This window comes from Aminobacter sp. GW821-FHT11F06, from assembly GCF_058808215.1.
Genome location: NZ_JBXARL010000003.1, coordinates 391553 through 415850, shown reverse-complemented (window position 1 = coordinate 415850; position 24298 = coordinate 391553). Strand labels below are relative to the sequence as shown.

23 protein-coding genes and 1 pseudogene are annotated in these 24298 nt (G+C 63.9%); 12 read left to right on the top strand and 12 right to left on the bottom strand.

The annotated features are described in order from the left end of the window. Window positions 1-32: 32 nt before the first annotated feature. The 7 genes from AC1RTB_RS09935 to AC1RTB_RS09905 all read left to right on the top strand — a co-directional run bounded on the left by AC1RTB_RS09935 (window position 33) and on the right by AC1RTB_RS09905 (window position 6005). Window positions 33-467 carry an SH3 domain-containing protein gene (locus AC1RTB_RS09935; protein ID WP_492877494.1) on the top strand — a complete coding sequence of 145 codons (435 nt, stop codon included), beginning with the start codon at window positions 33-35 and terminating at the stop codon, window positions 465-467. Between the two features lie 110 nt (window positions 468-577). Continuing rightward, window positions 578-3640 carry an excinuclease ABC subunit UvrB gene (uvrB, locus tag AC1RTB_RS09930; RefSeq protein WP_492877496.1) on the top strand — a complete coding sequence of 1021 codons (3063 nt, stop codon included), beginning with the start codon at window positions 578-580 and terminating at the stop codon, window positions 3638-3640. 47 nt (window positions 3641-3687) lie between these two features. After that, on the top strand, window positions 3688-3888 hold the full coding sequence (locus tag AC1RTB_RS09925; protein ID WP_492877498.1) for a hypothetical protein: 201 nt from the start codon (window positions 3688-3690) through the stop codon (window positions 3886-3888). Window positions 3889-3912: 24 nt separating this feature from the next. Then, the gene (locus tag AC1RTB_RS09920; protein WP_492943808.1) at window positions 3913-4137 is read left to right on the top strand and encodes an antitoxin MazE family protein; all 225 of its coding nucleotides are present in this window, start codon (window positions 3913-3915) and stop codon (window positions 4135-4137) included. A gap of 108 nt (window positions 4138-4245) precedes the next feature. Further along, window positions 4246-4680: a hypothetical protein gene (locus AC1RTB_RS09915; RefSeq protein WP_492877502.1), complete on the top strand. Its 435-nt coding sequence runs from the start codon at window positions 4246-4248 to the stop codon at window positions 4678-4680. After that, window positions 4655-5635: a 4-hydroxy-tetrahydrodipicolinate synthase gene (dapA, locus tag AC1RTB_RS09910; RefSeq protein WP_492877503.1), complete on the top strand. Its 981-nt coding sequence runs from the start codon at window positions 4655-4657 to the stop codon at window positions 5633-5635. Before AC1RTB_RS09915 ends, dapA begins: the two co-directional genes overlap by 26 nt. A gap of 118 nt (window positions 5636-5753) precedes the next feature. Next, a complete protein-coding gene (locus AC1RTB_RS09905; RefSeq protein ID WP_492877505.1) occupies window positions 5754-6005 on the top strand; it encodes a hypothetical protein in 252 nt (83 codons plus the stop codon). Between the two features lie 4 nt (window positions 6006-6009). Here the strand turns inward: AC1RTB_RS09905 and AC1RTB_RS09900 are convergent, their stop codons facing one another. Further along, window positions 6010-6381 carry a hypothetical protein gene (locus tag AC1RTB_RS09900; RefSeq protein ID WP_492877507.1) on the bottom strand — a complete coding sequence of 124 codons (372 nt, stop codon included), beginning with the start codon at window positions 6379-6381 and terminating at the stop codon, window positions 6010-6012. Between the two features lie 137 nt (window positions 6382-6518). Next, the gene (locus tag AC1RTB_RS09895; RefSeq protein ID WP_492877509.1) at window positions 6519-7013 is read right to left on the bottom strand and encodes an Lrp/AsnC family transcriptional regulator; all 495 of its coding nucleotides are present in this window, start codon (window positions 7011-7013) and stop codon (window positions 6519-6521) included. 98 nt (window positions 7014-7111) lie between these two features. On the opposite strand from AC1RTB_RS09895, the gene AC1RTB_RS09890 reads away from it, so the two are divergent. Both AC1RTB_RS09890 and AC1RTB_RS09885 read left to right on the top strand, forming a co-directional pair. After that, window positions 7112-8323 (top strand): diaminopropionate ammonia-lyase, encoded by a 1212-nt coding sequence (locus tag AC1RTB_RS09890; protein ID WP_492877511.1) that lies wholly within the window; start codon window positions 7112-7114, stop codon window positions 8321-8323. Between the two features lie 130 nt (window positions 8324-8453). Beyond that, window positions 8454-9803 (top strand): serine hydrolase, encoded by a 1350-nt coding sequence (locus tag AC1RTB_RS09885; RefSeq protein WP_492877512.1) that lies wholly within the window; start codon window positions 8454-8456, stop codon window positions 9801-9803. A 158-nt stretch (window positions 9804-9961) separates the two neighbouring features. Here AC1RTB_RS09885 and AC1RTB_RS09880 read toward each other — a convergent pair whose 3' ends face one another. The 8 genes and pseudogenes from AC1RTB_RS09880 to AC1RTB_RS09845 form a co-directional block, all read right to left on the bottom strand. Next, window positions 9962-13105: an efflux RND transporter permease subunit gene (locus AC1RTB_RS09880; protein ID WP_492877514.1), complete on the bottom strand. Its 3144-nt coding sequence runs from the start codon at window positions 13103-13105 to the stop codon at window positions 9962-9964. A 122-nt stretch (window positions 13106-13227) separates the two neighbouring features. Then, entirely contained in the window at window positions 13228-14373 is a 1146-nt protein-coding gene (locus AC1RTB_RS09875; protein ID WP_492877516.1) for an efflux RND transporter periplasmic adaptor subunit, read from the bottom strand. 52 nt (window positions 14374-14425) lie between these two features. Then, on the bottom strand, window positions 14426-15034 hold the full coding sequence (locus AC1RTB_RS09870) for a TetR/AcrR family transcriptional regulator (RefSeq protein WP_492877517.1): 609 nt from the start codon (window positions 15032-15034) through the stop codon (window positions 14426-14428). A 129-nt stretch (window positions 15035-15163) separates the two neighbouring features. Further along, window positions 15164-16897 carry a cation:proton antiporter domain-containing protein gene (locus AC1RTB_RS09865; RefSeq protein WP_492877519.1) on the bottom strand — a complete coding sequence of 578 codons (1734 nt, stop codon included), beginning with the start codon at window positions 16895-16897 and terminating at the stop codon, window positions 15164-15166. 133 nt (window positions 16898-17030) lie between these two features. Continuing rightward, the gene (locus tag AC1RTB_RS09860) at window positions 17031-17702 is read right to left on the bottom strand and encodes a class I SAM-dependent methyltransferase (protein WP_492877521.1); all 672 of its coding nucleotides are present in this window, start codon (window positions 17700-17702) and stop codon (window positions 17031-17033) included. A 158-nt stretch (window positions 17703-17860) separates the two neighbouring features. Beyond that, window positions 17861-18154, bottom strand: coding sequence for a GYD domain-containing protein (locus AC1RTB_RS09855; RefSeq protein WP_492877523.1), 294 nt, complete (start codon window positions 18152-18154; stop codon window positions 17861-17863). Between the two features lie 144 nt (window positions 18155-18298). After that, window positions 18299-18871, bottom strand: coding sequence for an S-(hydroxymethyl)glutathione synthase (gfa, locus tag AC1RTB_RS09850; RefSeq protein ID WP_492877525.1), 573 nt, complete (start codon window positions 18869-18871; stop codon window positions 18299-18301). Between the two features lie 164 nt (window positions 18872-19035). Next, window positions 19036-19422: pseudogene (locus tag AC1RTB_RS09845) on the bottom strand (VOC family protein); the annotation flags it as partial. 268 nt (window positions 19423-19690) lie between these two features. Here AC1RTB_RS09845 and AC1RTB_RS09840 point away from each other — a divergent pair. Then, window positions 19691-20707, top strand: a complete 1017-nt coding sequence (locus AC1RTB_RS09840; RefSeq protein WP_492877527.1) for an ABC transporter substrate-binding protein — start codon at window positions 19691-19693, stop codon at window positions 20705-20707. 33 nt (window positions 20708-20740) lie between these two features. Here the strand turns inward: AC1RTB_RS09840 and AC1RTB_RS09835 are convergent, their stop codons facing one another. Next, entirely contained in the window at window positions 20741-21124 is a 384-nt protein-coding gene (locus AC1RTB_RS09835; RefSeq protein ID WP_492877529.1) for a GFA family protein, read from the bottom strand. A 171-nt stretch (window positions 21125-21295) separates the two neighbouring features. On the opposite strand from AC1RTB_RS09835, the gene AC1RTB_RS09830 reads away from it, so the two are divergent. Together AC1RTB_RS09830 and AC1RTB_RS09825 are read left to right on the top strand one after the other, a co-directional pair. Continuing rightward, the gene (locus AC1RTB_RS09830) at window positions 21296-22882 is read left to right on the top strand and encodes an ABC-F family ATP-binding cassette domain-containing protein (protein WP_492877531.1); all 1587 of its coding nucleotides are present in this window, start codon (window positions 21296-21298) and stop codon (window positions 22880-22882) included. Window positions 22883-22946: 64 nt separating this feature from the next. After that, complete coding sequence (locus AC1RTB_RS09825) at window positions 22947-23561, top strand: DUF502 domain-containing protein (protein WP_492877533.1); 615 nt, start codon at window positions 22947-22949, stop codon at window positions 23559-23561. Window positions 23562-23564: 3 nt separating this feature from the next. Here AC1RTB_RS09825 and AC1RTB_RS09820 read toward each other — a convergent pair whose 3' ends face one another. Next, window positions 23565-24263, bottom strand: a complete 699-nt coding sequence (locus tag AC1RTB_RS09820; protein ID WP_492877535.1) for an aspartate/glutamate racemase family protein — start codon at window positions 24261-24263, stop codon at window positions 23565-23567. Window positions 24264-24298: the final 35 nt, after the last annotated feature.

The window sequence follows — 24298 nt, the reverse complement described above, 5'->3', positions numbered from 1 at the left end:
GTTCGAAGTGAAATCGGTCTGGAGCACTGCCCATGCGTTTTCGAAGACTTGTCACGGCCGCCGCCATACTCGCCGGCGTGGTGATTCTGCCGGCGGCGGCCTCGGCCGCGAATGGCTTTACCACAGGCAACGTCAATGTCCGCGCCGGCCCCGGCACCGGCTACGCCCCTATCGGAATGCTCCTGAGGGGCACACCTGTCGACATACGCAGTTGCCAGGCCAACTGGTGCAACATCCGCGGCGACGGGCTGCGCGGCTGGGTCTCCGCCAACTTGCTGTCGCGGGCAAACTATCGGCCGCCTGTGGTCGTCGTGCCGCCACCGATCATCGTTCGTCCTCCGGTCTACCGCCCACCCTATTGGAATCGTCCGCCCAACTGGAACCGGCCGCCCTATCCACGTCCTCCCAGGCCGCGGCCACCTGGCGCCAACTGCAGGATCGCACCCGGCTTCCCTTGCCCGAGGTGACAACTTCCTGACAGCCTGATGTCAGGAGCACGATTGCTCGTCGGCGCGGGTACCGGCTTTCCGGTTCCCGCGCCCTTTTCATTTTCGCCGATACCGCCCATATTTCGCTCATGGCCAAATCTCCTGAAAAGAAATCGCCCGCTTCGGGGGCTGACAACCGTGCCGCCCCGCGCAAGCGCGGCGGCAATGGCGTGACCGACTTCCTCGACGCTTCCGAGCCGCTGCATCGCCCTGGCTTGGGCGAAGCGCCGCAGGCCGAATTCACCGGCGCGCCATTGTCCGGCTCCATCGCCGATTGGGCCGACCAGATCGCCAGGGAGGCCGAAAAGCCTCAACCCAAAGCCAAGAAGATTCCCGAGAAAAGTTCGGCGCCGACCCGCTCGTCGCGTGGCACCTCGATGGGTGGTGCCGCCTCGGCCAAGGATCGCACCGCCGCCGGTCTCAGCCCGGTCGCGGGTCTCGACATCTCGCTCGAAGACGCGGCGTCGCTGTCCAATTCCGGTGTCACCGCAACGGTTGCAGCCCTGTCGGCGCTGATCGAAAGCGGCAACCCGCTGCACAAGGACGGCGAGATCTGGGTGCCGCACCGCCCTGCCCGCCCGGACAAGTCCGAAGGCGGCATCCAGATCGTCATGCAGTCGGAGTTCGAACCGGCCGGCGACCAGCCGACCGCCATCAAGGACCTCGTCGAAGGCGTCAATTCGGCCGAGCGCACCCAGGTGCTGCTTGGCGTCACCGGCTCGGGCAAGACCTTCACCATGGCCAAGGTGATCGAGCAGACGCAGCGCCCCGCATTGATCCTGGCGCCCAACAAGACGCTCGCCGCCCAGCTTTTTTCCGAGTTCAAGAAGTTCTTCCCCGACAATGCGGTGGAATATTTCGTCTCGTATTACGACTACTTCCAGCCCGAGGCCTACGTCCCGCGCACCGACACCTATATCGAAAAGGAATCGACGATCAACGAGCAGATCGACCGCATGCGCCACTCGGCGACGCGCTCGCTGCTCGAACGCGACGACGTCATCATCGTCGCCTCGGTCTCTTGCATCTACGGTATCGGCTCGGTCGAAACCTACACCGCCATGACGTTCCAGATGGCGGTCGGCGACCGGCTCGACCAGCGCCAGCTGCTCGCCGACCTCGTCGCCCAGCAATACAAGCGCCAGGACATCAACTTCGTCCGCGGCTCGTTTCGCGTACGCGGCGACACCATCGAAATCTTCCCGGCCCACTTGGAGGATTCGGCCTGGCGCATCTCGCTGTTCGGCGACGAGATCGACTCCATCACCGAATTCGACCCGCTCACCGGCCAGAAGACCGGCGACCTCAAGAGCGTGAAAATCTACGCCAACTCACACTATGTCACGCCGCGCCCAACCTTGAATCAAGCCATCAAGTCGATCAAGGATGAGCTGCAGCACCGCCTGCAAGAGCTTGAGAAGGCTGGCCGTCTGCTCGAGGCCCAGCGCCTGGAGCAGCGCACCCGCTTCGACCTGGAGATGCTCGATGCCACCGGCTCCTGCGCCGGCATCGAAAACTATTCGCGTTATCTCACCGGCCGCCGCCCCGGCGATCCGCCGCCGACCTTGTTCGAATACATCCCTGACAACGCGCTGGTCTTCATCGACGAAAGCCACGTCACCGTGCCCCAGATCGGCGGCATGTATCGCGGCGACTTCCGCCGCAAGGCGACGCTGGCCGAATACGGCTTCCGCTTGCCGTCCTGCATGGACAACCGGCCGTTGCGCTTCGAGGAGTGGGACGCCATGCGCCCGCTTTCCGTCGCCGTTTCGGCGACGCCCGGCAACTGGGAGATGGAAGAAGCCGGCGGCGTCTTCGCCGAGCAGGTCATCCGCCCGACCGGCCTGATCGACCCGCCCGTCGAGGTTCGTCCTGCGAAAACCCAGGTCGACGATGTCGTCGGCGAAATCCGCGAAACGACCAAGGCCGGCTACCGCACGCTTGTCACTGTGCTGACCAAGCGCATGGCCGAGGATTTGACCGAATACCTGCACGAAAACGGCATCCGCGTCCGCTACATGCACTCCGACATCGACACGCTGGAGCGTATCGAAATTCTCCGCGATCTCAGGCTCGGTGCGTTCGACGTGCTGGTCGGCATCAACCTGCTGCGCGAAGGCCTCGACATTCCCGAATGCGGCTTCGTCGCCATCCTCGACGCCGACAAGGAAGGTTTTCTGCGTTCCGAGACGTCGCTGATCCAGACCATCGGCCGCGCGGCGCGAAACGTCGATGGGAAAGTGATCCTCTACGCCGACCAGATCACCGGCTCGATGGAACGCGCCATGGCCGAAACCATGCGCCGCCGCGAAAAACAGAAGGCGTGGAACGAGGCCAACGGCATCACGCCGGAAAGTGTCAAGTCGCGCATCTCCGACATCCTCGACTCGGTCTACGAGAAGGACCACGTCCGCGCCGACATCTCGCAGTTCACCGACGAAGCCGGTGCGATGATGGGCAACAACCTCAAGGTCCATCTCGAAGCGCTCGAAAAGCAGATGCGCAACGCCGCCACCGATCTCGACTTCGAGAAGGCCGCCCGCATCCGCGACGAGATCAAACGCCTGCGCGAGATGGAACTTGCCATCTCCGACGACCCGCTGGCCAAATATGCCGATATGGAAAGCCCGGCCTCCGGCCGCGAAAAGGGCAAGCACAACAAGGGCCGCGCCATCCACCGTACAATCGGCGACGACGGCAAGGTCATCGGCGAGCCACCTGCCAAGCCGACGGGCGGCTCAAACGAACGCGGCAACACCAAATTCGCGCTGTTCCGCAAGCCCGACCTCGACGAGATGGGCGCCGATGGTGTGGCTCCGGCCGGCAAATCGCTCTTCGCCAAGCCTCATATCGACGACATGGGCCCGGGTACCGACATGGCGACACCGGCCGGTGCCATCCCGCGCTCGCTGTTCAAAAAGCAATCCGCTGACGAGGCCCATGGCGCCGACTACGGCGTGCCGGACGATGCGTCCAAATCGCTGTTCAAGAAGAACAGCCTCGACGAAATGACCGTCCGCCGGACGGAAAAGCCCGTCGAGAGCGTCAAGCCGGTCAAGCGCGCCAAGATCGGCGCTGGGTCCTACGAAGACCCAGCCGAAGCCGCGCGCGAAAAGAAGCGGCCAAGCAAGTCGGGCCGACCGGGACGGTAGGCGGGGCGGCAGCTTGTCTGAGGCTGCCTCCGTGCTATCTTTCGCCCATGACCAAGCTTGAGCAGATCGAAAAGTCCGTCGAGGCCTTGTCGAAAGACGAGCTGAAGCAGTTCGCCGCCTGGTTCGCCGAATTGCAGGCGGAGCGCTGGGATCGCCAGATTGCGGAAGATTCAGCCGCCGGACGGCTCGACCGCTTCGCTGATGAGGCATTGGCCGAATTGAAGGCCGGCCGGACACGACCGCTTTGATCCATCGCATTCTGGGGATTCGGCATGCCGCCTGCGTCGCCCACAAAATCGTCCCGTATGAAGGTGCAACAACACCGCGAACGGTTGCGTCGGCAGGGATTGCGGCCCGTTCAAATATGGGTGCCGGACACGCGTGCGCCGTCGTTCCGGTCTGAGGCGCATCGCCAGTCGGTGGCGGTAACCGCTGGCTCTGACGCCTTCGACGATCAGGCCTTTGTCGACTCCATCTCAGGCTGGGATGCTGAATAAGGCGCGACAGCTGAACCCTTTAGGCTGCATCCCTATGCGATTCTTATAACTCCGGCCCCTTCCCTCTCTCGAATTCACACGCGCTGCCGGACTATCTGTCTTCTCATCATGAAGCCGGAAAACATCCCTGCGCTGGCCGACCGCCTCACCGACATCAGGATCCTCCGCGAGCACCACGTCTGGGCCGCCGCCGACATTCTTGGCCTTGATGACCTCGACGAGCGGTCGCGCCGAAAATTCCGCGCGCTGATGGAAGCCGACGCACTGCTCGATGCGGTGCTGCTGCTGGCCGCCAGTGCTGAACCGCCGAGATCCATCGAAAGCATCAGGAACCACGCCGGACACTGGGTGTGTTCGATGCGCTACGCCACCGCGGACGGCAGCCGGTCCTGCAAGGGCGAGCATGCCGATCTGGCGACCGCCGTGCTTGCTTCGCTGCTGATGAGCTTTCAGCAGCCACCCTTGGTTCGCCGCCGGCGAGCCACCAATTTCCCCCAGCATGATCGGGCCCACAGCCATGACCCTCACAGCCGTGACCACTGAGCAGCTTCGCCACCGCATAACAGGCGCCCTGTCCGCGCTCCCGACTCCGTTCAGGCATGGCGAGGTCGACCTTAAAAACCTTGGCACGCTTGTCGAATGGCAGATCGCAGAAGGCATCAACGGCCTTGTACCCTGCGGCACCACGGGCGAGGCCCCGACCTTGTCGTGGCATGAGCGCATCGCCATCATCCGCCGCTGCGTGACCATCGCTGCCGGGCGCGTGCCGGTCATAGCAGGCACCGGCACCAACAGCACGGAATCGACGGTCGCCTACACCGCCGCGGCACGCGATTTCCGTGCCGACGCAGCCCTGATCGTCACGCCCTATTACAACAAGCCGACCCAAGCCGGCATCGTCAGGCATTTCGAAACGATCGCCGCCAAGGTCGACATTCCGATCATCGTCTACAACGTGCCGGCGCGCACCGGCGTCGACCTTGCCCCCGCCACCATCGAGCGGCTGGCTGATATCCCCAACATCGTCGGCTTCAAGGACGCGACCGGCGACCTGTCGCGGCCGATGACGCTCATCCAAAAGTTCGGTGACCGCTTCATCTGGCTGTCCGGCCACGACGCCACCGCCTTCGGCTTCAACACCATGGGCGGCCAAGGCACCATCTCGGTGGTTGCCAATCTGGCACCACGTCTTTGTGTCGCCATGCATGACGCTTGCCGGCGTGGCGATCCGCACGCGGCGCGGGAAATCCAGAACCGCCTGCGCCCGCTCATCACAGCACTCGAACTCGAAACCAATCCGGTGCCGGTCAAGCACGCGCTTCACCTGATGGGCAAGATGTCGCCCGATGTCCGGCTGCCGCTGGTCGAGGTCGAGCCAACCACGGCCTTGGCCATCCGCGATGCCCTGCCGGTGCTCGACGCGCAGGCACGGACCTCGCGCGCGCTGCGCCCGGTACGCATGGCCACCGGCTCAGTTTCGATCGGCCGGCATTTATAAGATCTGAATTTCTTCGCGCCCTGCCGCCAATCGCATTTTTATGGCCGGCGCATCACATCACCAAAGCAATGCTGGCCGCACGGCAATTCGCCGCGACGATCGAGAAAGGCAAACGACTATGGGCACTCTAGCTCGCGAAATCCACCCCGCACTTCACAGCCACCGTTTCATGGTCGGCCGCGATCCCCAGGGGCGCTGGGTTGTCAGCGACGAACTGGGCATGGTTGGCGGCATCTTCGCCGACAAGGAATCGGCCGTCCGGTTTGCCCTGGCCGAGAGCGACCACATGCCCGGCGCCGTGTTCTGCGCGCCCTGTGGCGTCACGCTCGACCCACTCTCCGATCTGGGCACTGTCATCGACCGCCACTGACGCATCAGGCAGTCTGCTGGACGACCAGGGTGAGAATCCCATCCGGCGTGACCCCGGCCGCCACCACGTGGGTCGGGTCCATGCCGGCGGCCGCCAGCGCCTGCAACGCCAGGGGCGACTGGCCAACGACACTTTGCAGTGCTTGCAACTCGTCGGCGTTCGTATCCTTCACCACGTCTTCCACTTCCTGTTTCGTCGGCACAGGCAGAGAGTCGAATTCAACGATCACAACGTCGGTGTAGGCCTGGCCGGGGATCAATGGAGGATCGACAGTTTCTTCAGGCTGTTGTTGGTGGTGGTTGGGCGGTATCTGCGCGCCGGCCGGAACGGCAAAGGCCGTCGAAATGGCAATAATCGCGATCTTCAGCTTTGACATGAGGCGGTCCTTTCAAGGTTCGGCCATGCGTCTTTCCGCTCATGCGGAACGGCAACGGCTTTCCAGAAGGCAGGCATCTCCGAGAGGTAATCATCCCGGGCGCTGATGGTTGCATCGAAGATGACCGTGGCCCGATGTCAGCGGGCTGCCGCAAGCGGCACCGTCAGCCCGGCCTTGACCCTGTCCATCGCCACCAGCGTGCGAAACCGTCTGATGTTGGGATTGGCGAAGAACAGCCGCCGCGTCAGCGCCTCATATTCGCCCATGCTGGCCACCGTCACGATCAGCACGAAATCCGCCTCGCCGGTGACATAGTAGCATTGCTGCACCTCGGGTGCTGAGGCAAAGCTCGCCTTGGTCGCGTCGAGCAGGTCGATCCGCTCGCTCTCCACCTCGACCTCGACAATGACGGTGATCGGCCGCCCGACCTTGTCGGGATCGACCACCGCGACATTGGCCGCAATGACGCCGCTCTCCTCCATGCGCTTGATACGCCTTTGCACCGCCGGCGCCGAGAGATTGACCGCCTCGCCGATCTCGCGCTGCGGCGTGGCGTTGTCGCGTTGCAGGATGTCGAGGATATTCAGGTCGAAGGCGTCGAGGTCACTTCCCTGCCCGGCATGTTTCAACATCGGCCCCCACGAAACAAACTTGCGTCACAACTGGCCAATTAGAGCGCCTTTCTCGCCTGCCACGCAATATCAATGCGTGGAAACAGGAGCCTCGCATCATGCTTATCCGCAACCAGCACCCCGACTATCGCAAGCCACTTGAAGCAGTCGACGCAGAGACCCTTGGCGTTGCCGCCGCCGAAGCGGTCGAGCGCTTCCTGTCGCACCGGCCCAATCATCGGCCGACGCCGCTCCGCTCCTTGCCCGCGCTCGCCAACGAGCTTGGCCTTGGCGCCATCCATCTCAAGGACGAGGGCTACCGCCTCGGCCTCGGCAGCTTCAAGGCGCTCGGCGGCGCCTATGCTGTCATCCGTCTCGTGCTTGAGGCCGCGGAACTACAGCTTGGCCGTCCGGTCGACATCACCGAATTGCACAGCCCCGAGGTGGCGAAAGTCTCGGCCAGCATGACCTTCGGCTGCGCCACCGACGGCAACCATGGCCGCTCGGTCGCGCAAGGCGCGCAGCTTGTCGGCGCGAAATCGGTGATTTTCGTCCATGGCGGCGTCAGCGACGCGCGCATCGCGGCCATCGCCCGCTACGGCGCCGAGATCGCACGCGTCGCCGGCACCTATGACGATTCGGTCGCTGAAGCCGCCCACGTCTGCGCCCAAAACAGCTGGACGGTCGTCTCCGACACCTCATGGCCAGACTATGAGCGCATTCCGGGCCTGGTCATGCAGGGCTACACGGCGATCATGCGAGAGGCGTTGGAAAAACTGCCGCTTCCCCCGACCCATGTCTTCATCCAGTCCGGCGTCGGCGGCATCGCCGCCGCTGCCTCCGCCTATCTCGCCAGCCGCTTCGGTGAGGCACGGCCGACCTTCATCGTCGTCGACCCGGCACGCGCCGCCTGCATCTTCGAGACCGCGCGCACCGGCAAGCCGGTCAAGCTTGCCCATGGCGAGCCCACCGTCATGGCGATGCTTGAATGCTACGAGCCGTCGCTGCTTGCCTGGCGCGTGCTGTCGCGTGTCGCCGACGCCTTCATGACTGTCGAGGACGAAACGGCGGTCGAAGTGATGAACCGCCTTGCCCGCCCGCTCGGCCATGACCCGGTTGTCGTTGCCGGCGAAAGCGGCGGTGCCGGGCTCGCCGGGCTGCTGACCGCCGCCCGCGATCCCGACATGCGCGCGGCGATCGGCCTCGACGCCACTTCGCGCGTGCTGCTCGTCGTCACCGAAGGCGCCACCGACCCCGACCGCTACCGCGAACTCGTCGGCCTCACCCCGGCCGATCTCATGAGCAACGCAGCGGCGATTGAGGGGAAATGACGGGTTGCGACATTGCCTTCTCCCCACGCGGGAGAAGGTGTCGCCGAAGCTCCCCAATTCCGCCATGCTAACGTAATGTCCGCTCGGTATCAGCCGTCATCCAGTCTGAGATGAGAGGGCATTTCGAACGATGACCGTTGCTGTTACGGCGCAAGCTGCCTCGCACTTTCCCTCCGATGCCGAGATCAAGCGCATTCTCGCCGAGCGTATCGACGAGCAGCGCCAGAGCCTCGGCATCGTCGTCGGCACCTTTGGTCCCGAAGGCCGCGGCATCGTCTCCCATGGCCGCTTCGGTGCCTTTTATGCCCGCCCCGTCGACGGCGACACGGTGTTCGAGATCGGCTCGGTCACCAAGACCTTCACCACGCTGCTGCTCGCCGAAATGGTTGGGCGCGGCGAGGTCGCCCTGGATGATCCGGTCGCCAAATATCTGCCCGAAACTGTCACTGTGCCGGAACGCGGCGGCCGGCAGATCACCCTCACCGATCTCGCCACCCACACCTCCGGCCTGCCGCGCCTGCCCGACAATTTCGAGCCCGCAGATCTCGAAAATCCCTATGCCGACTACTCCGTCGCGCAGCTCTACGCATTCCTCTCGGGCTACACCCTGCCCCGCGACATCGGCAGCCAATACGAATATTCCAACCTGGCGATGGGCCTGCTTGGCCATGCGCTCGCCCGGCACGCCAGCATGGATTACGGCGTTTTGCTGCATGAACGCATCTTCGCCCCGCTCGACATGGCGTCGACGGCCGACACCGTCTACCCCGACATGAAGAACCGGCTCGCCAACGGCCACGACCAGACGCTGGCGCCCGTCGCCAGCTGGGATCTGCCGACGCTCGCCGGTGCGGGTGCGTTGTTGTCGACAGTCAACGACCAGCTGAATTATCTCGAAATGCTGCTCGGCGCGCGGCCCTCGCCGCTTTCGGCGGCACTCGCCACGACCTTGGCAACGCGACGTCCGATGGACGACGGCAACGAAACCGGCCTCGGCTGGGTCATTTCGGGCAGCGGCGACGATCAGTTGATCTGGCACAATGGCGGCACCGGCGGCTATCGCTCGTTCCTCGGCTTCATGCCGGCCAAAGGCATCGGCGTCGTCGCGCTGTCCAACACCGCAACGGAGATCGGCGTCGACGACATCGCCGCGCATCTGCTCAATCAGGACGTCAAGCTCGCCGAGCCACCCAAAGTGCGGGTCGCGGTCGCCGTCGACCCTGATATCTATGACCGCTATGTCGGCAACTACCCCCTGGCGCCCGACTTTGCCCTGACCATCACGCGCGAAGGCGACGACCTCTTCGCCCAGGCAACCGGCCAGCCCAAGGCGCAGATTTTTCCCGAGAGCCAGACCGACTTCTTCCTCACCGCCGTCGACGCCCAGATCAGCTTCGACGTTGACGAAAGCGGCCAGGCGACAGGCCTGACCTTGCATCAGCATGGCGCCGAGATCCCGGGGCTTCGCGCCAGCGACTAGACGTTCCGCCTGGTTGCCCCTCATCCCCTGCCGGACCTTCTCCCCGTGAAAAACGGGGAGAAGGAGGATGGCAACAACGCCTACGCCCCCCTCTCCCCGTCATTGCGGGGTAAGGGTGAGGGGCAGCGCCGCAATACCCGGTTTCAGAGCACCAACACCTACTCCGCAGCCAATGCCGGACGCGGAGCGATCTCGGTCACGTTGCCGTGGTCCGCGACCTGCGGTTCGGCCACCTTCTTCTTCGGCTCACGTCCGAAGAACAGCGCGTAGCCGGCCGGCAGCACCAGGATGGTCAACACGGTGGCCACCAGGATGCCGCCCATCATGGCGTAGGCGAGCGGGCCCCAGAACACGCCGCGCGAGATCGGGATCAGCGCCAGCACCGCCGTCATCGCCGTCAAGACGATCGGGCGGAAACGCCGCACCGCGGCACCCACGATCGCTTCGTAGCGCTCCATGCCCGCCGCGATGTCCTGGTCGATCTGGTCGACAAGGATGATCGAGTTGCGGATGATGATGCCGAGCAGCGCGATCACGCCCAGGATCGCCACGAAGCCGAAGGGCGCGCCTGATATCAGCAGTGCCGCCGCCGCACCGATGATGCCGAGCGGTCCTGTCGCCAGCACCAGCATCGCCTTGCCGAAGTGCTGCAGCTGCACCATCAGCAAAAGCACGATGACCAGCAGCATGACCGGCGCCTTGGCGGCGATCGACATCTGGCTTTCGGCCGCGTCCTCGGCACCGCCCTGGATCTCGACCTTGTAGCCGGGCGCCAGACCATCGCGCAGCGGCTTGAGATCGTTGAACAGCTTCATCGTCACGTCGTTGGGCTGGATGTGGTCGGGCAGCGTCGCACGCACCGTGATCGTTGGCAGGCGGTCGCGGCGCCATTCGATGCCTTGCTCCATCACAGGCACCACCTTGGCGACCTGCGACAGCGGCACGAAACCGCCGAAGTCGGTCGGGATATAGACCGAGTTGACCGCCGACAGCAGGTGCCTGTTGGCCTCTGGCTCGCGGGCAACGATCGACACCGTCTCCTCGCCGTCGCGGAAGTCGTCCAGCGGCGCGCCCGACATGGTTGCCTGCAGCATCTGGCGGATGCGCTGCGAGGAAACACCCAGTGCGCGAGCACGGTCCTGATCGACGACAAGCTTCATTCCGGACACAGGCTCGAGCCAGTCGTCATGGATGGCGCCGAGCTCAGGCATGGCCGCGAACTTCGCCTTCACCTCGTCGGCGATGCGCCTGACCTCGGTGCGGTCGGGCCCCATCACGCGCAGCTGCACCGGCCAGCCGGTGGGCGGCCCGAGGAACAGGCGGTCGACCTTGCCGCGGATCGAGGGGAAATCCTCGGCCAGGATGGTGCGCAGCTTGACGATCAGCCTTTCGCGCGCCGGCTCGTCATTGGCCATGATCAGAAGCTGGGCGTAATTCGGGTTGCGCAGCTGCTGGTCGAGCGGCAGGAAGAAGCGCGGCGCACCCTCGCCGATATAGGTGGCGATGAACTTCTTGTCGGGATCGTCCATCATCTTGGCTTCAAGCGCCTCGGCCTGCTTTTCGACCTCCTTGATGGCGGTGCCCTCGGGCAGCCACAGATCGACAAGGATTTCGGGCCGCGACGACTGGGGGAAGAAGTTCTGCGGAATGAACTGGAAAGCAAACAGGCTGCCGAAGAAGGTCACCAGCGTCAACGCAAGCACGATGATGCGGTGACGCACGGCCCAGCTCACCGTCGCGCGCAGGCGACGGTAGAAGTTGGTGTCGAAGGCGTCGTGATGGCTGCCGGCATGCTTGCGCTGCTTGAGGATCATGTTGCCGAGCCATGGCGTGAAGTAGACCGCCACGAACCACGAGATCACCAGAGCGATGCCGACGACATAAAACAGCGAGCGCACATATTCGCCCGCCGTCGAGGCGGCAAAGCCGACAGGGATGAAGCCGGCCGTGGTGATCAGCGTGCCGGTCAGCATCGGAAAGGCCGTCGACGAATAGGCAAAACTCGCCGCGTCGACCTTGACCAGCCCCTCCTCGAGCTTTCGCTCCATCATCTCGACGACGATCATCGCGTCGTCGACCAAAAGCCCGAGCGCGATGATCAGCGCGCCAAGCGAAATGCGCTGCAGGTCGATGCCGAGCTGGTACATGACAGCGAAGGTGGCGGCGAGCACCAGCGGGATGGTGATCGCGATGACGAGGCCAGAGCGCCAGCCGATCGACAGGAACGACACCACCAGCACGATCAGCAGGGCTTCGATCAGCGCCTTCATGAACTCGCCGATGGCCTCGGTCACGACTTCCGGCTGGTTGGAGATCTGGTCGACCGACACGCCATAAGGCAGCGATTCCTCGAAGCGCTTGTAGGTCTCCTCGACGGCCTTGCCGACATCGGTGACCTTGAAACCCTTGGCCATCACCACGCCGACCTGGACGCTGTCCTGGCCGTTGTAGCGGAACTTGCGCTGGTAGGGGTCTTCGAGACCGGAGGTCACGGTGGCGATATCGCCGAGACGGGTGACCTGGTTGCCGGCGCGCAGGCGCAGCTCGCGGATGTCGGAAGCCTTGGAAAGGTCGCCCTCGACCGAAATGCGCACCGAATGCATGCCGGTGTCGACCGAGCCCGCCGGATCGATGTTGTTTTGGCCGGCAATCGTGGCGCGCACATCGTTCAGCGTCAGGCCGCGCTCGGCCAGCGCCTTGGAGGAGACATCGATATAGATGCGCTGCGGCTGGTCACCGAGGATCACGGCCTTTTCGACGCCGGGCGTCGTCAAAAGCATGTCGCGCGCCTTGATGGCGATCTTCTTGAGCTCGGGATAGCTGTAGCCCTCGCCAGCGATCGAATGCAGCGTGATGAAGGTGTCGCCGAACTCGTCATTGAAGAACGGGCCGATCAGGCCCTGCGGCAGCTCGCTCGATATGTCGCCGACCTTCTTGCGCACCTGGTAGAAGGCGTCCTTCACCTGCGCGGTGTCGGTGTCGCCCTTGACCTGCACGGTGATGATGGCGCTGCCGGCGCGCGTATAGGACTTCACCCAGTCGAGATGCGGCGTTTCCTGCAGCTTGCGCTCGATCTTGTTGACGACCTGGTCCTGCATCTCCTCGATCGAGGCACCTGGCCATACAGCCTGCACCACCATGACGCGGAATGTGAAATCAGGGTCCTCGCTCTGGCCCATGCGCATCAGACCGAGCGCGCCGGTGATGATGATCAGTCCGAACAGGAAGCGCGCGATGCTCGGATGCCCGATCGCCCAGCGCGACAGGTTGAAGGGCTTCTTGTCCTGGCTGGAATTATCCATGGCCGTGGTTCCACGCTGGCGCATGCGGGGCCTGTCAGCGGCACCGGGACATGCGCAGGTTCAATGTTCTACGGCGCCCGCGACAGCCCCATCGGCCGCGCGGCGCCTGGCGGGATCTGTCTTCAGCGAACCGTCGAGGTGGCTTCGTTCGCCGCCGCGCGCTGTTCGGCCGTCGGCAGCTTGACCTTCAGGTTTTCGGTCATGAACTGCGTGCCGGCCGCCACAACAATATCGCCCGGCTTCAACCCGTCGGCGACCTCGACACCGTCGTCGGCGAAGCTCGCCACCTTGATGTCGCGTGCATGCACGGTCTGCTGGTCATTGTTGACCACCCACACGATCTGCCGGCCGTCCTGCTTGGCGAGCGCGCTCAGCGGGATCGACACGAATTCCTTGCCGTTGTTGACCGACGCCTCGATCCTGGCCGTCATGCCAAGCAGAACGCGCGTATCGTCAGGCAGACTGACGCGCACCGAAAAGGTCCGCGACTGCTGGTCGGCGCTGCCCGCGACCTCGCGCACCTTGCCGTCGAGCACGATCTTGTCGTCCGACCAGAAGCTGACCTTGACCGCCTTGCCAGGCGCGAACTGGGCGATTTCCAGCTCAGGCACCGCGATCTGCACTTCCTTTTCGCCGTCGACGGCCACGCTGACCACCGGCGTGCCGGCGCCGACGACCTGGCCGGTATCGGCATTGACGGCGGTCACGATGCCATTCTGGTCGGCGCGCAGCTCGGCATAGCCGACCTGGTTCTTGGCCTGCTTCAGCGAAGATGAAGCAGCGTCGCGCAGCGAAACCGCCTGCTTGTAAGCAAGTGCCGCCTGCTCGCGCTGAGCTTCGGAGGCGAACTTCTTGGCAAACAGCTGTTCGGCGCGCTGGTCGACAAGCTGGGCCGTCTCGACCTGCTTTTGTGCCGCTTCGAGATTGGCCGCCGCACTGCTCACCGCTAGCTGGTAGTCGGTCGGGTCGATGCGGGCCAGAAGATCGCCGGCCTTCACCTTGTCGCCGATATTGACGGCGCGTTCGGTCATCTTGCCGGCAACGCGGAAGCCGAGATTCATCTCGGTGCGCGCCTTCACCCCACCCGAATAGTCGAGTTCGCGGGTCGTGCCGGCACTGGCGATCTCCACCACCTTGACGGGGCGTATCGCCGCCGCCGTCTCGGTCTTGGCTTCAGAGCAGGCGGCAACGCCAATGCCGATCAGCGACACAAGTGCCAGGCTGGCGAGAGGACGCAAGTTCGCATTGAAGGTTTTGAACGAATTCATCGTTCGCACTCCTGGTTGTCTATTGATCTTGATGACGGCCCGTAGGCCCCGGCTATTTCTTCAGCGCCCTCAGGGCGTATTCCGTAAGTTCCTCGAACGTCGCCCGATTGGGCTTGTTGACGCACTGCGACACCATCTGCGGATGACACAGAGTGGCAGTCGCCGCGCCAAAGCAGCGCGCGGCGATCCGCGGATTCTGCTCGGCGAATTCCCCGGAGGCGATGCCTTCGGCGATGACGTCAGCAATCAAATCGTGCAGGCGGTCGATATGTTTTTCGATGACGTGCCAGTCGCGCTCCAGCGCGACGATGACCATTTCATGCACCTTTTCCTGGTCGAGCATGGTCTCGACGGTCAGCCGATGCTGCGCATGAATGAAGCGGCGCAGCCGGTCGGTGGCGCTGCCCTCGGTGTGCAGGATATCGCAGGCCATCTGGTAGACAGCGCCGAGCATGCGGCCGCAGATCGCCTGATGGATTTCAACCTTGGAAGCAAAATAGCGATAGATATTCGCCGGCGACATACCGAGATCGCGGGCGATGTCGGCGACATTGGTCTTGGCATAGCCATAGTGGCGGAACAGCCGTTCAGCCGTGTCGAGGATGCGTCCGACAGTTTCCTGTCGCGCCAGTTCCACGGGGCTTTCGGCAATATCGTTCATGTTCGGGCCGTTCGATTTACGACTGACGATTTTCAACTTTCGTCATTCGTAATCCGCAATGCGCCCTTCGTCAATCCGCTGCACTGCAAAAACTGACATATGCTGCCATCGGTCAGGCTCGCCATCGGCCTATTTCGACCCGGCACGCTGGTATTCGACGCTCCGCTCGCTGGCGATACGGTCCTTCAGCACCTCGCTGGAATAGCCGTATTCCAACAGCGCCCGTCCAGCCAGTTGCAGCCCGGCCTCGATCGCATCGGGGATCACAAATTCGGCGCCGGCATCGTAGAGTTCACGCGCGTGTTCGGCGTCCTGCGCCCGCGCCAGCACCGGCATATCCCCACGCAGCCGCCGCGCGGCCTTGACGATCGCCGCCGCGTCCTTCGGATCATCGACTGTGACGATGAGCATGCTCGCCCCGGCAAGTCCCGCATGGCTGAGGATCTCCGCGCGCGCGCCGTCGCCGAGATAGATCTTGCGCCCGGCCTTGCGCTCTCGAGCGACGATCGCGGGATTGCGCTCCAGCGCCACGATATCGGCCTCCTCAGCATCGAGAATGCGCGCGATGGTCCGTCCGACGCGGCCAAAGCCGGCGATCACGACATGGCCGCCAAGATCGGGATAAGATTCGGCCACGGCTTCGTCGGCCGCCTTGTCTTCGTAGCGGGCGGCCAGCGCGCGTCCGATCCGCGCCATCATGGGCGTCGTCAGCATCGACAGCCCGGCAATGCCGGTGATCAGTGTCGCGGTGGCGGCGTCGAACACCGCGCCCGCCATAGCCGTCGTCACCACCACGAAGGCGAATTCGCTCGCTGGCGCCAGCAGAAATGCCGTCTCGATGGCCTGCGCGGGCTTCAGGCCGAAGGTGCGCAACGCGAAGGCGGCAATCGCCGCCTTGCCACCAAGCAGCAACACCAGCCCGCCCAATACGACCGGCCAGGAACTCCAGATCGTGGCAAGGTCGAGACTGACACCGACGGTCATGAAGAACAGCCCGAGCAGCAGCCCCTTGAAGGGTTCGAGATCGACTTCGGCCTGATGCTTGAACTCTGTCTCGCCGAGCAGCAGGCCGGCCAGGAACGCGCCGAGCGCCATGGAGAGACCCGCCGCAGCGGTCAAAACCGCGCCGCCGACGATCACCAGCAGCGTCAGCCCCATCAGGAAGTCGCGGCCGCCGGCGCGCGCGGCGAGGCGGAAGGCATCCTTCAGCACGAAACGCCCAAACAGCAGGATGATCGCCACCGCGATGCCGCCCTGGACCAGCGCCTCCAGCAAAGCCGGAAAAAGCTCAGCGTCCGGCCCCTGCGCCAGAAAGCCGATCAGAATCAGGATCGGCGCCACCAGCATGTCCTGAAACAGCAGCACGGCAAGGGCGGCGCGCCCGACCGGCCCCGTCGCCCGCTTCTCCTCGATCAGCGTCTGCATGACGACAGCCGTGGACGACAACGCCAGCGCCAGCCCGATGGCCAGCGCGGCGCGATGTTCAGCTCCCGTCAGCATGACGGCCAGCGTGATCACCAGGACGCTGGTAAGCGCCTGCAGGCCGCCCGCCCCAAACACCAGCCCGCGCAGCGACCGCAACTTTTCAAACGACAATTCGGTGCCGAGCAGAAACAGCAAAAACAGCACGCCGAGTTCGGCGAAGGGCTCGGCCGCCTTCGGGTCCGTGAAAGTCAGGTGCGCGAGCAGCGGCCAACGCTCGGCCATGGCGCCCATGCCGAAGGGACCAAGCAGCATGCCTGCGATCAGGAAGGCCAGCACGCCTGGCACCCGCAAAAGCCTGAGCACGGGCGCCAGAACGCCGGCGGCGAACAGGAACACGAGGGCATCGTTGAGCCAGGTTTCGTGGAGAGTTCCGCCCATGAAGGCTCCTTGGCAGGCTGCGCCTTGCGCGCTCGCATGTCGGGGCCGGCTAGCCGCCAGCGTCGATGGCACCGGCGTGATATAGAGCATGATCGCGAAAGGAAGGAACTGGTTTTCGGAGGACAGGGCCACCCTAGCCGAACGAAAACACAGCACTCGGTTTTGCCGTCACGGCATTGCCGGTGCCGACATCCGCCACTGCATATTCGCCGACCAGCCGAAGCCGATGGTGCGGCAGGTGCGCCCGGCCGGGATCGCCGACCAGCACCTCGATACCATTGGCCACACAACGCTCAAGAAAAGGCGTCACCCTCTCAGCAAGATCGGGCGCGTAAAACAGGTCGCCGACCAAGACGATGTCGACCTCGGGCGGCGGCCCGCCCGTCAGGTCGTTGGCAACCGGCGTCACCGCCACCTCGTTCAGCGCCGCGTTGAGTTCGATCGCAGCGATACCATTGCTGTCGATCTCCGCAGCCAGCACCGCCCCCGCGCCGGCCTTGGCTGCGGCGATGCCGACAAGCCCCGAACCGGCGCCGAGATCGAGCACGCGCCGCCCCCTCACCGTCTCCGGCCGGTCGAGAATATGGCGCGCAAGCACCAGCCCCCCGGCCCACTGATAAGCCCAGTAGGGCGGCGGCGGATCCTCGCCCGCCTCGTCGTTCGTGTCGTCCTTGGCAAGCCGCCACAGCCCGCTGCCTGGATGAGCGGTGTAAAGCCTGATCTCCGGCACCGAAGGCACCGGCGCCACCAGCAGATTGGCCGCGATGAACGCCGCTGGATCCAGCCTTGAGCTTTGAAAATTCAATGTCGGTTCCCATGCCGCGTGCTATCGCCGCACAATGGCGTACTTGGCGCGCCGCGCAAAGCCTGCGCCGGCGTGACATTGGCCATCAGAGGTCAGGGAATGACCGATCGTGGACGGGGCAGAAGCCTAACGAGGCAGGAGGCTCCCGCCCCGCATCGTCAGCTCATCTTGGCCAGGATCTTGCCCATATCAGCGGCATCGAAAGCCTTGAGCGTCTGGTTTTTGACATTCCCGAGTGCCGAAATGGAAAGGCTGAGTGCGGTCGCTGTCAGGTCATCAGGCGCTTCGACAATGCTGACCACATCGTGCTTGCCCAGCGTCCACAACAGCGTGTGAACCTTGGCACCGCCCTTTTCGGCCATCGCCCTGAATGCATCGGCTCGCTTGGTCGTGTCCCGTACCGACTTTGCGCCTTGATCGGTGAAGTTCGTCAGGAAAACATAATATGCCATGCTGACCTCCCTCGATTGAGGAGGCGTGCGGGCGCATCAGGCGTTACCGCCGTTTCTCCCGCCGGCACCCTAGCATGGATCACCATGCTTTGATGCAGGCGGGGCATAGGTCATAGGAGCTATTCAAAGGCCCAAGAGTTGGTGTCAGGACTTGAGCAGGCCCGACTTCTTCGCCACCCAGGTGGCGATATAGTCCATCAACGCCGGCGACAGGCAGTCATAGGGCTCGAGACCGAGTTCCCGCAGCCGCGCGCGCACGCCGTCCATCTCGGAAGGGTCGACACCCGCCTCGATGATCGACGACACGAAGGCGGCGAAGCCGGGCTCGGCCCAGCCTGCTTCCTGGAAACGCTCGGGATGGATGAAGTCGAGGCCCTTGAAGGCATGGTCGCGCTCGACCGGGCCATACATGTGCACGCCGCAGCCCTTGCAGGCATGGCGCAGGATCAGTGCTGTCGGATCGACAACGGCAAGCTTGTCGCCGTTTTCCAGCACCGTCACATTCTCATGCGCGGTCACTGCGACGACCGAAAACTTGGCGCCCTCAGGCTTCCAGCACTTGGTGCAGCCGCAAGCGTGGTTGTGGGCAACGTTCCCCTTGATCGCCACCTTCACCGGCCGGTCGGCGCAGGCGCAGACCAGCGTCCCGCCGCTGAAGCTTGGGCTGCCTGATTTGACCCCGCCGTCGAGTGCCGGATGTATCGATACTGAAGCCATGTCCTGTTCCTCCCTGTTCTGGCGTCCGGGCGGACACCGTCAAACGCTATGCGGCAAAGAACTCTATGAGGCTGGTCCCATACGATACATGTCGCGGCGGCATTTGTGCATATCCGCCGTTCAGATTGCCGTGAGCTGGGGCCAATCGGCTGGCCCGAACTGCCTCAGTCCGCCGGGCCGGCAAACAGGATCAGGTTGCCATCAGGATCGACAACGATGAAATTCCTGGCGCCCCAGGGCTCTTTCCTCAGCGCCTGATGAAAGCGCACACCCGCCGCCTGGAAGTCCAGGAACAGTTGCTTGATCTCTTCTGCCGTGTCGACGGTGATCGAGGCGGACAGCAAATGCTCGCGTTCGCGAATGTCGCCCGCAAAGACCGGCTCGCATACCAGCCTGAGCGCAAGCCGCGCCCCGTCGCGGACGACCTGTCCGTAGAATGGCGGCTCGCCATAGACGAAGTCGACGGCAAAGCCGAGCTTGGCGGTGAAAAACGCGCACGACGCCTTGATGTCGGCAACAAACAGCTGCGCTGCCGTCGAGCTGAGGATGGGATGCACGGTCTGTTTGGCTTGATCGCTCACTGCTGGAGCCCCTCATTTCGGTGCCTACGGGGCACCCTCAAATGGTATGCAACAACGAACTCAGTTCGGCTGGTCCCATACGATACACCAGGGGCGGCGCGCGTCCACTTGGTCGATGCAATGACCTCGATGTCCTGAACACGCCGTTCACCAGATCGTGCCTGCCTTTCCGCCGTCGGCGCGCCTATTCTGCTTGAGCGGTCCATATCGAAACCACTCCGGCACAAGGAATATGGCCATGACCGAACGGCAATCCCTCGACGAACTCCATCGACTTGCCAAGGCTGAAGGCGGCGGACTGACCGTCTATGCCGGCGGCGACTCCCCTTCGCAGGCCGGCATCTACACGGCAGGTTTTTCGAAGCGATTTCCCGATATCGACATCCGCCTGACTGTCGATCTCTCCAAATACCATGACGCCCGCATCGACCAGCAGCATTTGCGCGGCGACGTGCGCGCCGACGTCGTCCACCTCCAGACCCTGCACGATTATCCGCACTGGAAAGCGCAAGGCTGGCTGCTGCCGTTCAAGGCAGCCGGCTTCGAGGGCCTGCCCGCCGATCTGCGCGATCCCGAAGGCCATTACTACCCGATCCTGGCCTATGGCTTCAGCAATGTCGTCGACACCGCCCAGATCCCCGAAGCGCAGGCCCCGCGCGAAGCGAAAGACTATCTGCGCCCCGAGCTCAAGGGCCGCATCGTGCTGACCTATCCGCATGACGACGATGCCGTGCTCTACCAGTTCGAGCAGATCATCAAGAAAAACGGCTGGACCTGGCTCGATGGCCTGCTGAAACAGGAGCCTTTATGGGTGCGCGGCACCCAGGCGCCGCTGGAAACCGTCGCCTCTGGCAAGAAGGCGGCCACCTTCACCTCGTTTTACTACCTCAAGCCCGAACCCGGCAGCGCGATACGCTTCCTGTTGCCGAAGACCGACTTCTTCCAGACCTGGTATCAGACCGCCGCCATCCTCAAGGCGGCGAAACACCCCGCCGCGGCACGCCTCTACATCAGCTACCTGCTGTCCGACGAGGCGCAGAACGCCGTGCCGCAATGGCCATCCCGTCTCGACATCGCGCCTTCGCCGGGCTGGAAGCACCCGCTCGAATACGCCAACACCTCCCCGGTCGGCTTTCGCGAATTCATGTCCGACCGTGGCCGTGTGGAACGGCTGAAGGGCATCTTCGAACAATGGATCGGTCCCGTCGTCGGCGACAATCCGACAGGCGTTCCCGTCACCGCCTTCGACCGGTAAGAGGCGCCGTCAAGCCGCGACAAGCGCCCGCCTTCACCTCTCTTCGATCTTCCACCAGCCTGGGCGGCCATCTTCGAACGAGTGTGACAGCGGGCGCAGTTCCGAATCGTCGCCGGCATCGAAGCTGCCGGTTACCAGCGCCACGGTAGGCGCATCGTCGATCGCCCCCAATGTGCTGCCGCAGCGCGGACAAAACGCGCGGCTCGAATAATCCGACGAGCGATAGAGCGCGGGCGCACCGCCTTCGCCGATCCATTCGACCGCCTCCTTTGGAAATTCGACCCAGCACAAAGTCGGCGCGCCGGAGTGCCTTCGGCAGTATGTGCACGAGCAGCTATGCGGATTGCCAGGCACGCCCGTCGCCCTGAATCTGATGCTGCCGCACAGGCATCCGCCGAGATATTGCTTGGTTTCCATGCCAAATTTCCACTTTTGCCGCAGATCCATCGCAGAATCGTTGCGGAAACTGCCTTGAACACTGATGCCATAGAGCTTATCTCAAAGCCGTCATCAATTCCGACAGGATGTGTGCAGCAATGGATTTCCACTCGACAGCAACGCCAAGCCGTTTTGCCATCGAGGATTTCCATGCCTGCTTCCATTTCACTGTCCAATCTCACCTGGTCCACGCCTGACGGCCGGACGCTTTTTTCCGATCTCGATATCAGCTTCGACACAGGCCGCACCGGGCTTGTCGGACGCAACGGCGTTGGCAAGTCGACGCTGCTCAAGCTGATCTCGGGCAGTCTTTCGCCGCAGGCTGGCACTGTCTCGGTCAACGGCAGCCTGGGCTTTCTGCGCCAGTCGGTCCGCCCTGCCGCCGATGAGACGATTGCCGAGCTGTTTGGCGTCCGCGAAGGCTTGGCGCTGCTGCGCCGCGCCGAAGCCGGCCAGGCGGATCTCGATGATCTCGCCGTCGCCGACTGGACGCTGGAGGCGCGCATCGCGTCCGCCCTCGCCCGCCTCGGCCTCGACATGCCCGCCGAAACGCCACTGACAACACTCTCCGGCGGCCAGCGCACCCGTGCCGGGCTTGCCGCGCTGATCTTCAGCGAACCCGATTTCATCCTGCTCGACGAGCCGACAAACAATCTCGACCGTGAGGGCCGTGCCGCGGTGGTCGAGCTTTTGGCCAACTGGCGCGCCGGTGCGATCGTCGTCAGCCATGACCGCGAACTAATCGACACCATGGACGCCATCGTCGAACTGACCTCGCTGGGCGCCACGCGTTATGGCGGCAACTGGAGCCATTACCACGAGCGCAAGGCGGTGGCGCTCGCCGCCGCCCGCCACGATCTGGCTGACGCCGAGCGGCGTGTCACCGACGCCGCGCGCAGTGCCCAGGCCAACGCCGAGCGCAAGGCGCGCAAGGACAGCGCCGGCCACAGGAAGCGCGCCAAGGGCGACACGCCGCGCATCCTGCTCAACGGGCAGAAGAACCGCAGCGAAAACACGACTGGCGACAATGCCCGCCTGGCCGAAATGCGGCGCGTGCAGGCAGCCGACGATGCCGCTTCCGCCCGCGCGCGGCTGGAAATCCTCGAGCCATTCACAGTCGTCCTGCCTTCAATCGGCCTGCCCGCCAGCAAGCTCGTCATACGCATGGATCAAGTGAGCGCCGGCTATCACTCGGATCGGCCGATCATCGAGGATCTGTCGTTTTCGATAACTGGGCCCGAGCGCATCGCTGTCACCGGCGCCAACGGCTCTGGCAAGACCACCCTGCTCGCTCTGATCTCGGGGCAATTGCAACCGTGGTCCGGCAGCGTCCGGGTCATGACCGATTTTGCCATGCTCGACCAGCAGGTCGGCCTGCTCGATCCCTCGGCCTCGATCCGCGACAATTTCCGCCGCATCAACCCAGAGGCCAACGAAAACGCCTGCCGTGCGGCCCTTGCCCGCTTCATGTTTCGCGCCGATGCCGCCTTGCAGGTCGTTTCAAGCCTGAGCGGCGGCCAGTTGCTGCGCGCCGGTCTCGCCTGCGTTCTGGGCGGGACAAAGCCGCCGCCGCTGCTCATCCTCGACGAACCGACCAACCATCTCGACATCTTCTCCATCGAAACCGTCGAGGCGGGTTTGCGCGCTTATGACGGCGCGCTTTTGGTGGTCAGCCACGACTACGCCTTCCTGCAAGCCATCGCCATCACGCGCAGATTGGAAATGTTGTCGCGATAGCCCACTGGCCAATCCGCTCAAACGATGGCTACGGTGCAGCACTTTCCAGATTGGAGTCGGGTGCATGACGAACTTCCTGAAAACGACAGTTGTCGGTGGGCTTATATTCCTCCTCCCGGTCGTCGTGATTTCGCTCATTCTGGGCCACGCCTTCAAACTTGCGCATCAGCTTGTCGCGCCGATATCGCACAGCCTGCAACTCGACCAGATGGGCGCGGTGGCCGGCTTCAGCGTCGTCACCGCGCTCGCCGTGTCGGCGCTGGTCGTCGTTTCTTTCATCGCGGGCATGATCGCCCGGACGCGTGCCGGCCTGCGCATGTCGGGCTGGGTCGATCACTCCCTGATCGGCGGCCTGCCGCCTTACCGGATGATCAAGACAATGGCCGAGGGCCTCATGCAGTTTGAGAACGCCGAAAGCCTCAAACCGGCTTTGATCAGCATCGAGGAAGGCTGGCAGATTGGCTACCTCGTCGAGGAGATCGGCAATGGCTGGGTCGCCGTCTTCCTGCCCCAGGCGCCAACGCCGCTGTCCGGCAACGTCATGTATTTTCCAGCCGACCGCGTCCGCCCCCTCGACATTTCCATGGTCCAGGCCGCCGCGATCGTGAAGCATATCGGCATCGGCTCCGGCAGCGCCTTGCGCCATGCGGACCTGTCGCTCCCGGCAAGCCTCGCCTGAGCGTCAGGACAGCGCCATTTCCATGGCCGCCTCGGCATGGATGGCGGTCGTATCGAACAGCGGCACAGCACTGTCTTCGGGCTCGACCAGCAGCATGATCTCGGTGCAGCCCAAGATGATCGCCTCGGCACCGCGCGCCACCAGCCGCGCGATCACCTCGCGATAGGCTTGACGCGACGACGCCTCGATGCGGCCCTGAACCAGCTCGTCATAGATGATGCGGTGCACCACCGCCCGGTCGTCGGCCTCGGGCACCAGCACCTCCAGCCCGTGGCGCTCGACAAGCCGGCCCTTGTAGAAATCCTGCTCCATGGTGAAAGCGGTGCCCAGGAGGCCGATGCGGTGCAAACCCGCCGCGCGTATCCGTTCGGCCGTCGGGTCGGCGATGTGCAGCAGCGGAATGCTAATCGCCGCCTGCACCTCATCGGCCATGCGGTGCATGGTGTTGCTGCAGATGACGGCGAAATCCGCACCGCAGCGCTCCAGCCGCCGCGCCGCCTCGATCATCTCGACAGTCGCCTCTTGCCAGCGATCGGCACTTTGCAGCGCCTCGATCTCGGCGAAGTCGAACGACCACATCAACAGGCGCGCCGAATGCAGGCCGCCAAGCCGCTCGCGCACCTGCTCGTTGATGATCCTGTAATATTCGGCCGAGCTTTCCCAGCTCAGGCCGCCCAGCAGACCAATCACCTTTTGCGCCATTTTGCAGTTTCCTCCGCCGGCTCGACTTTCGGCAC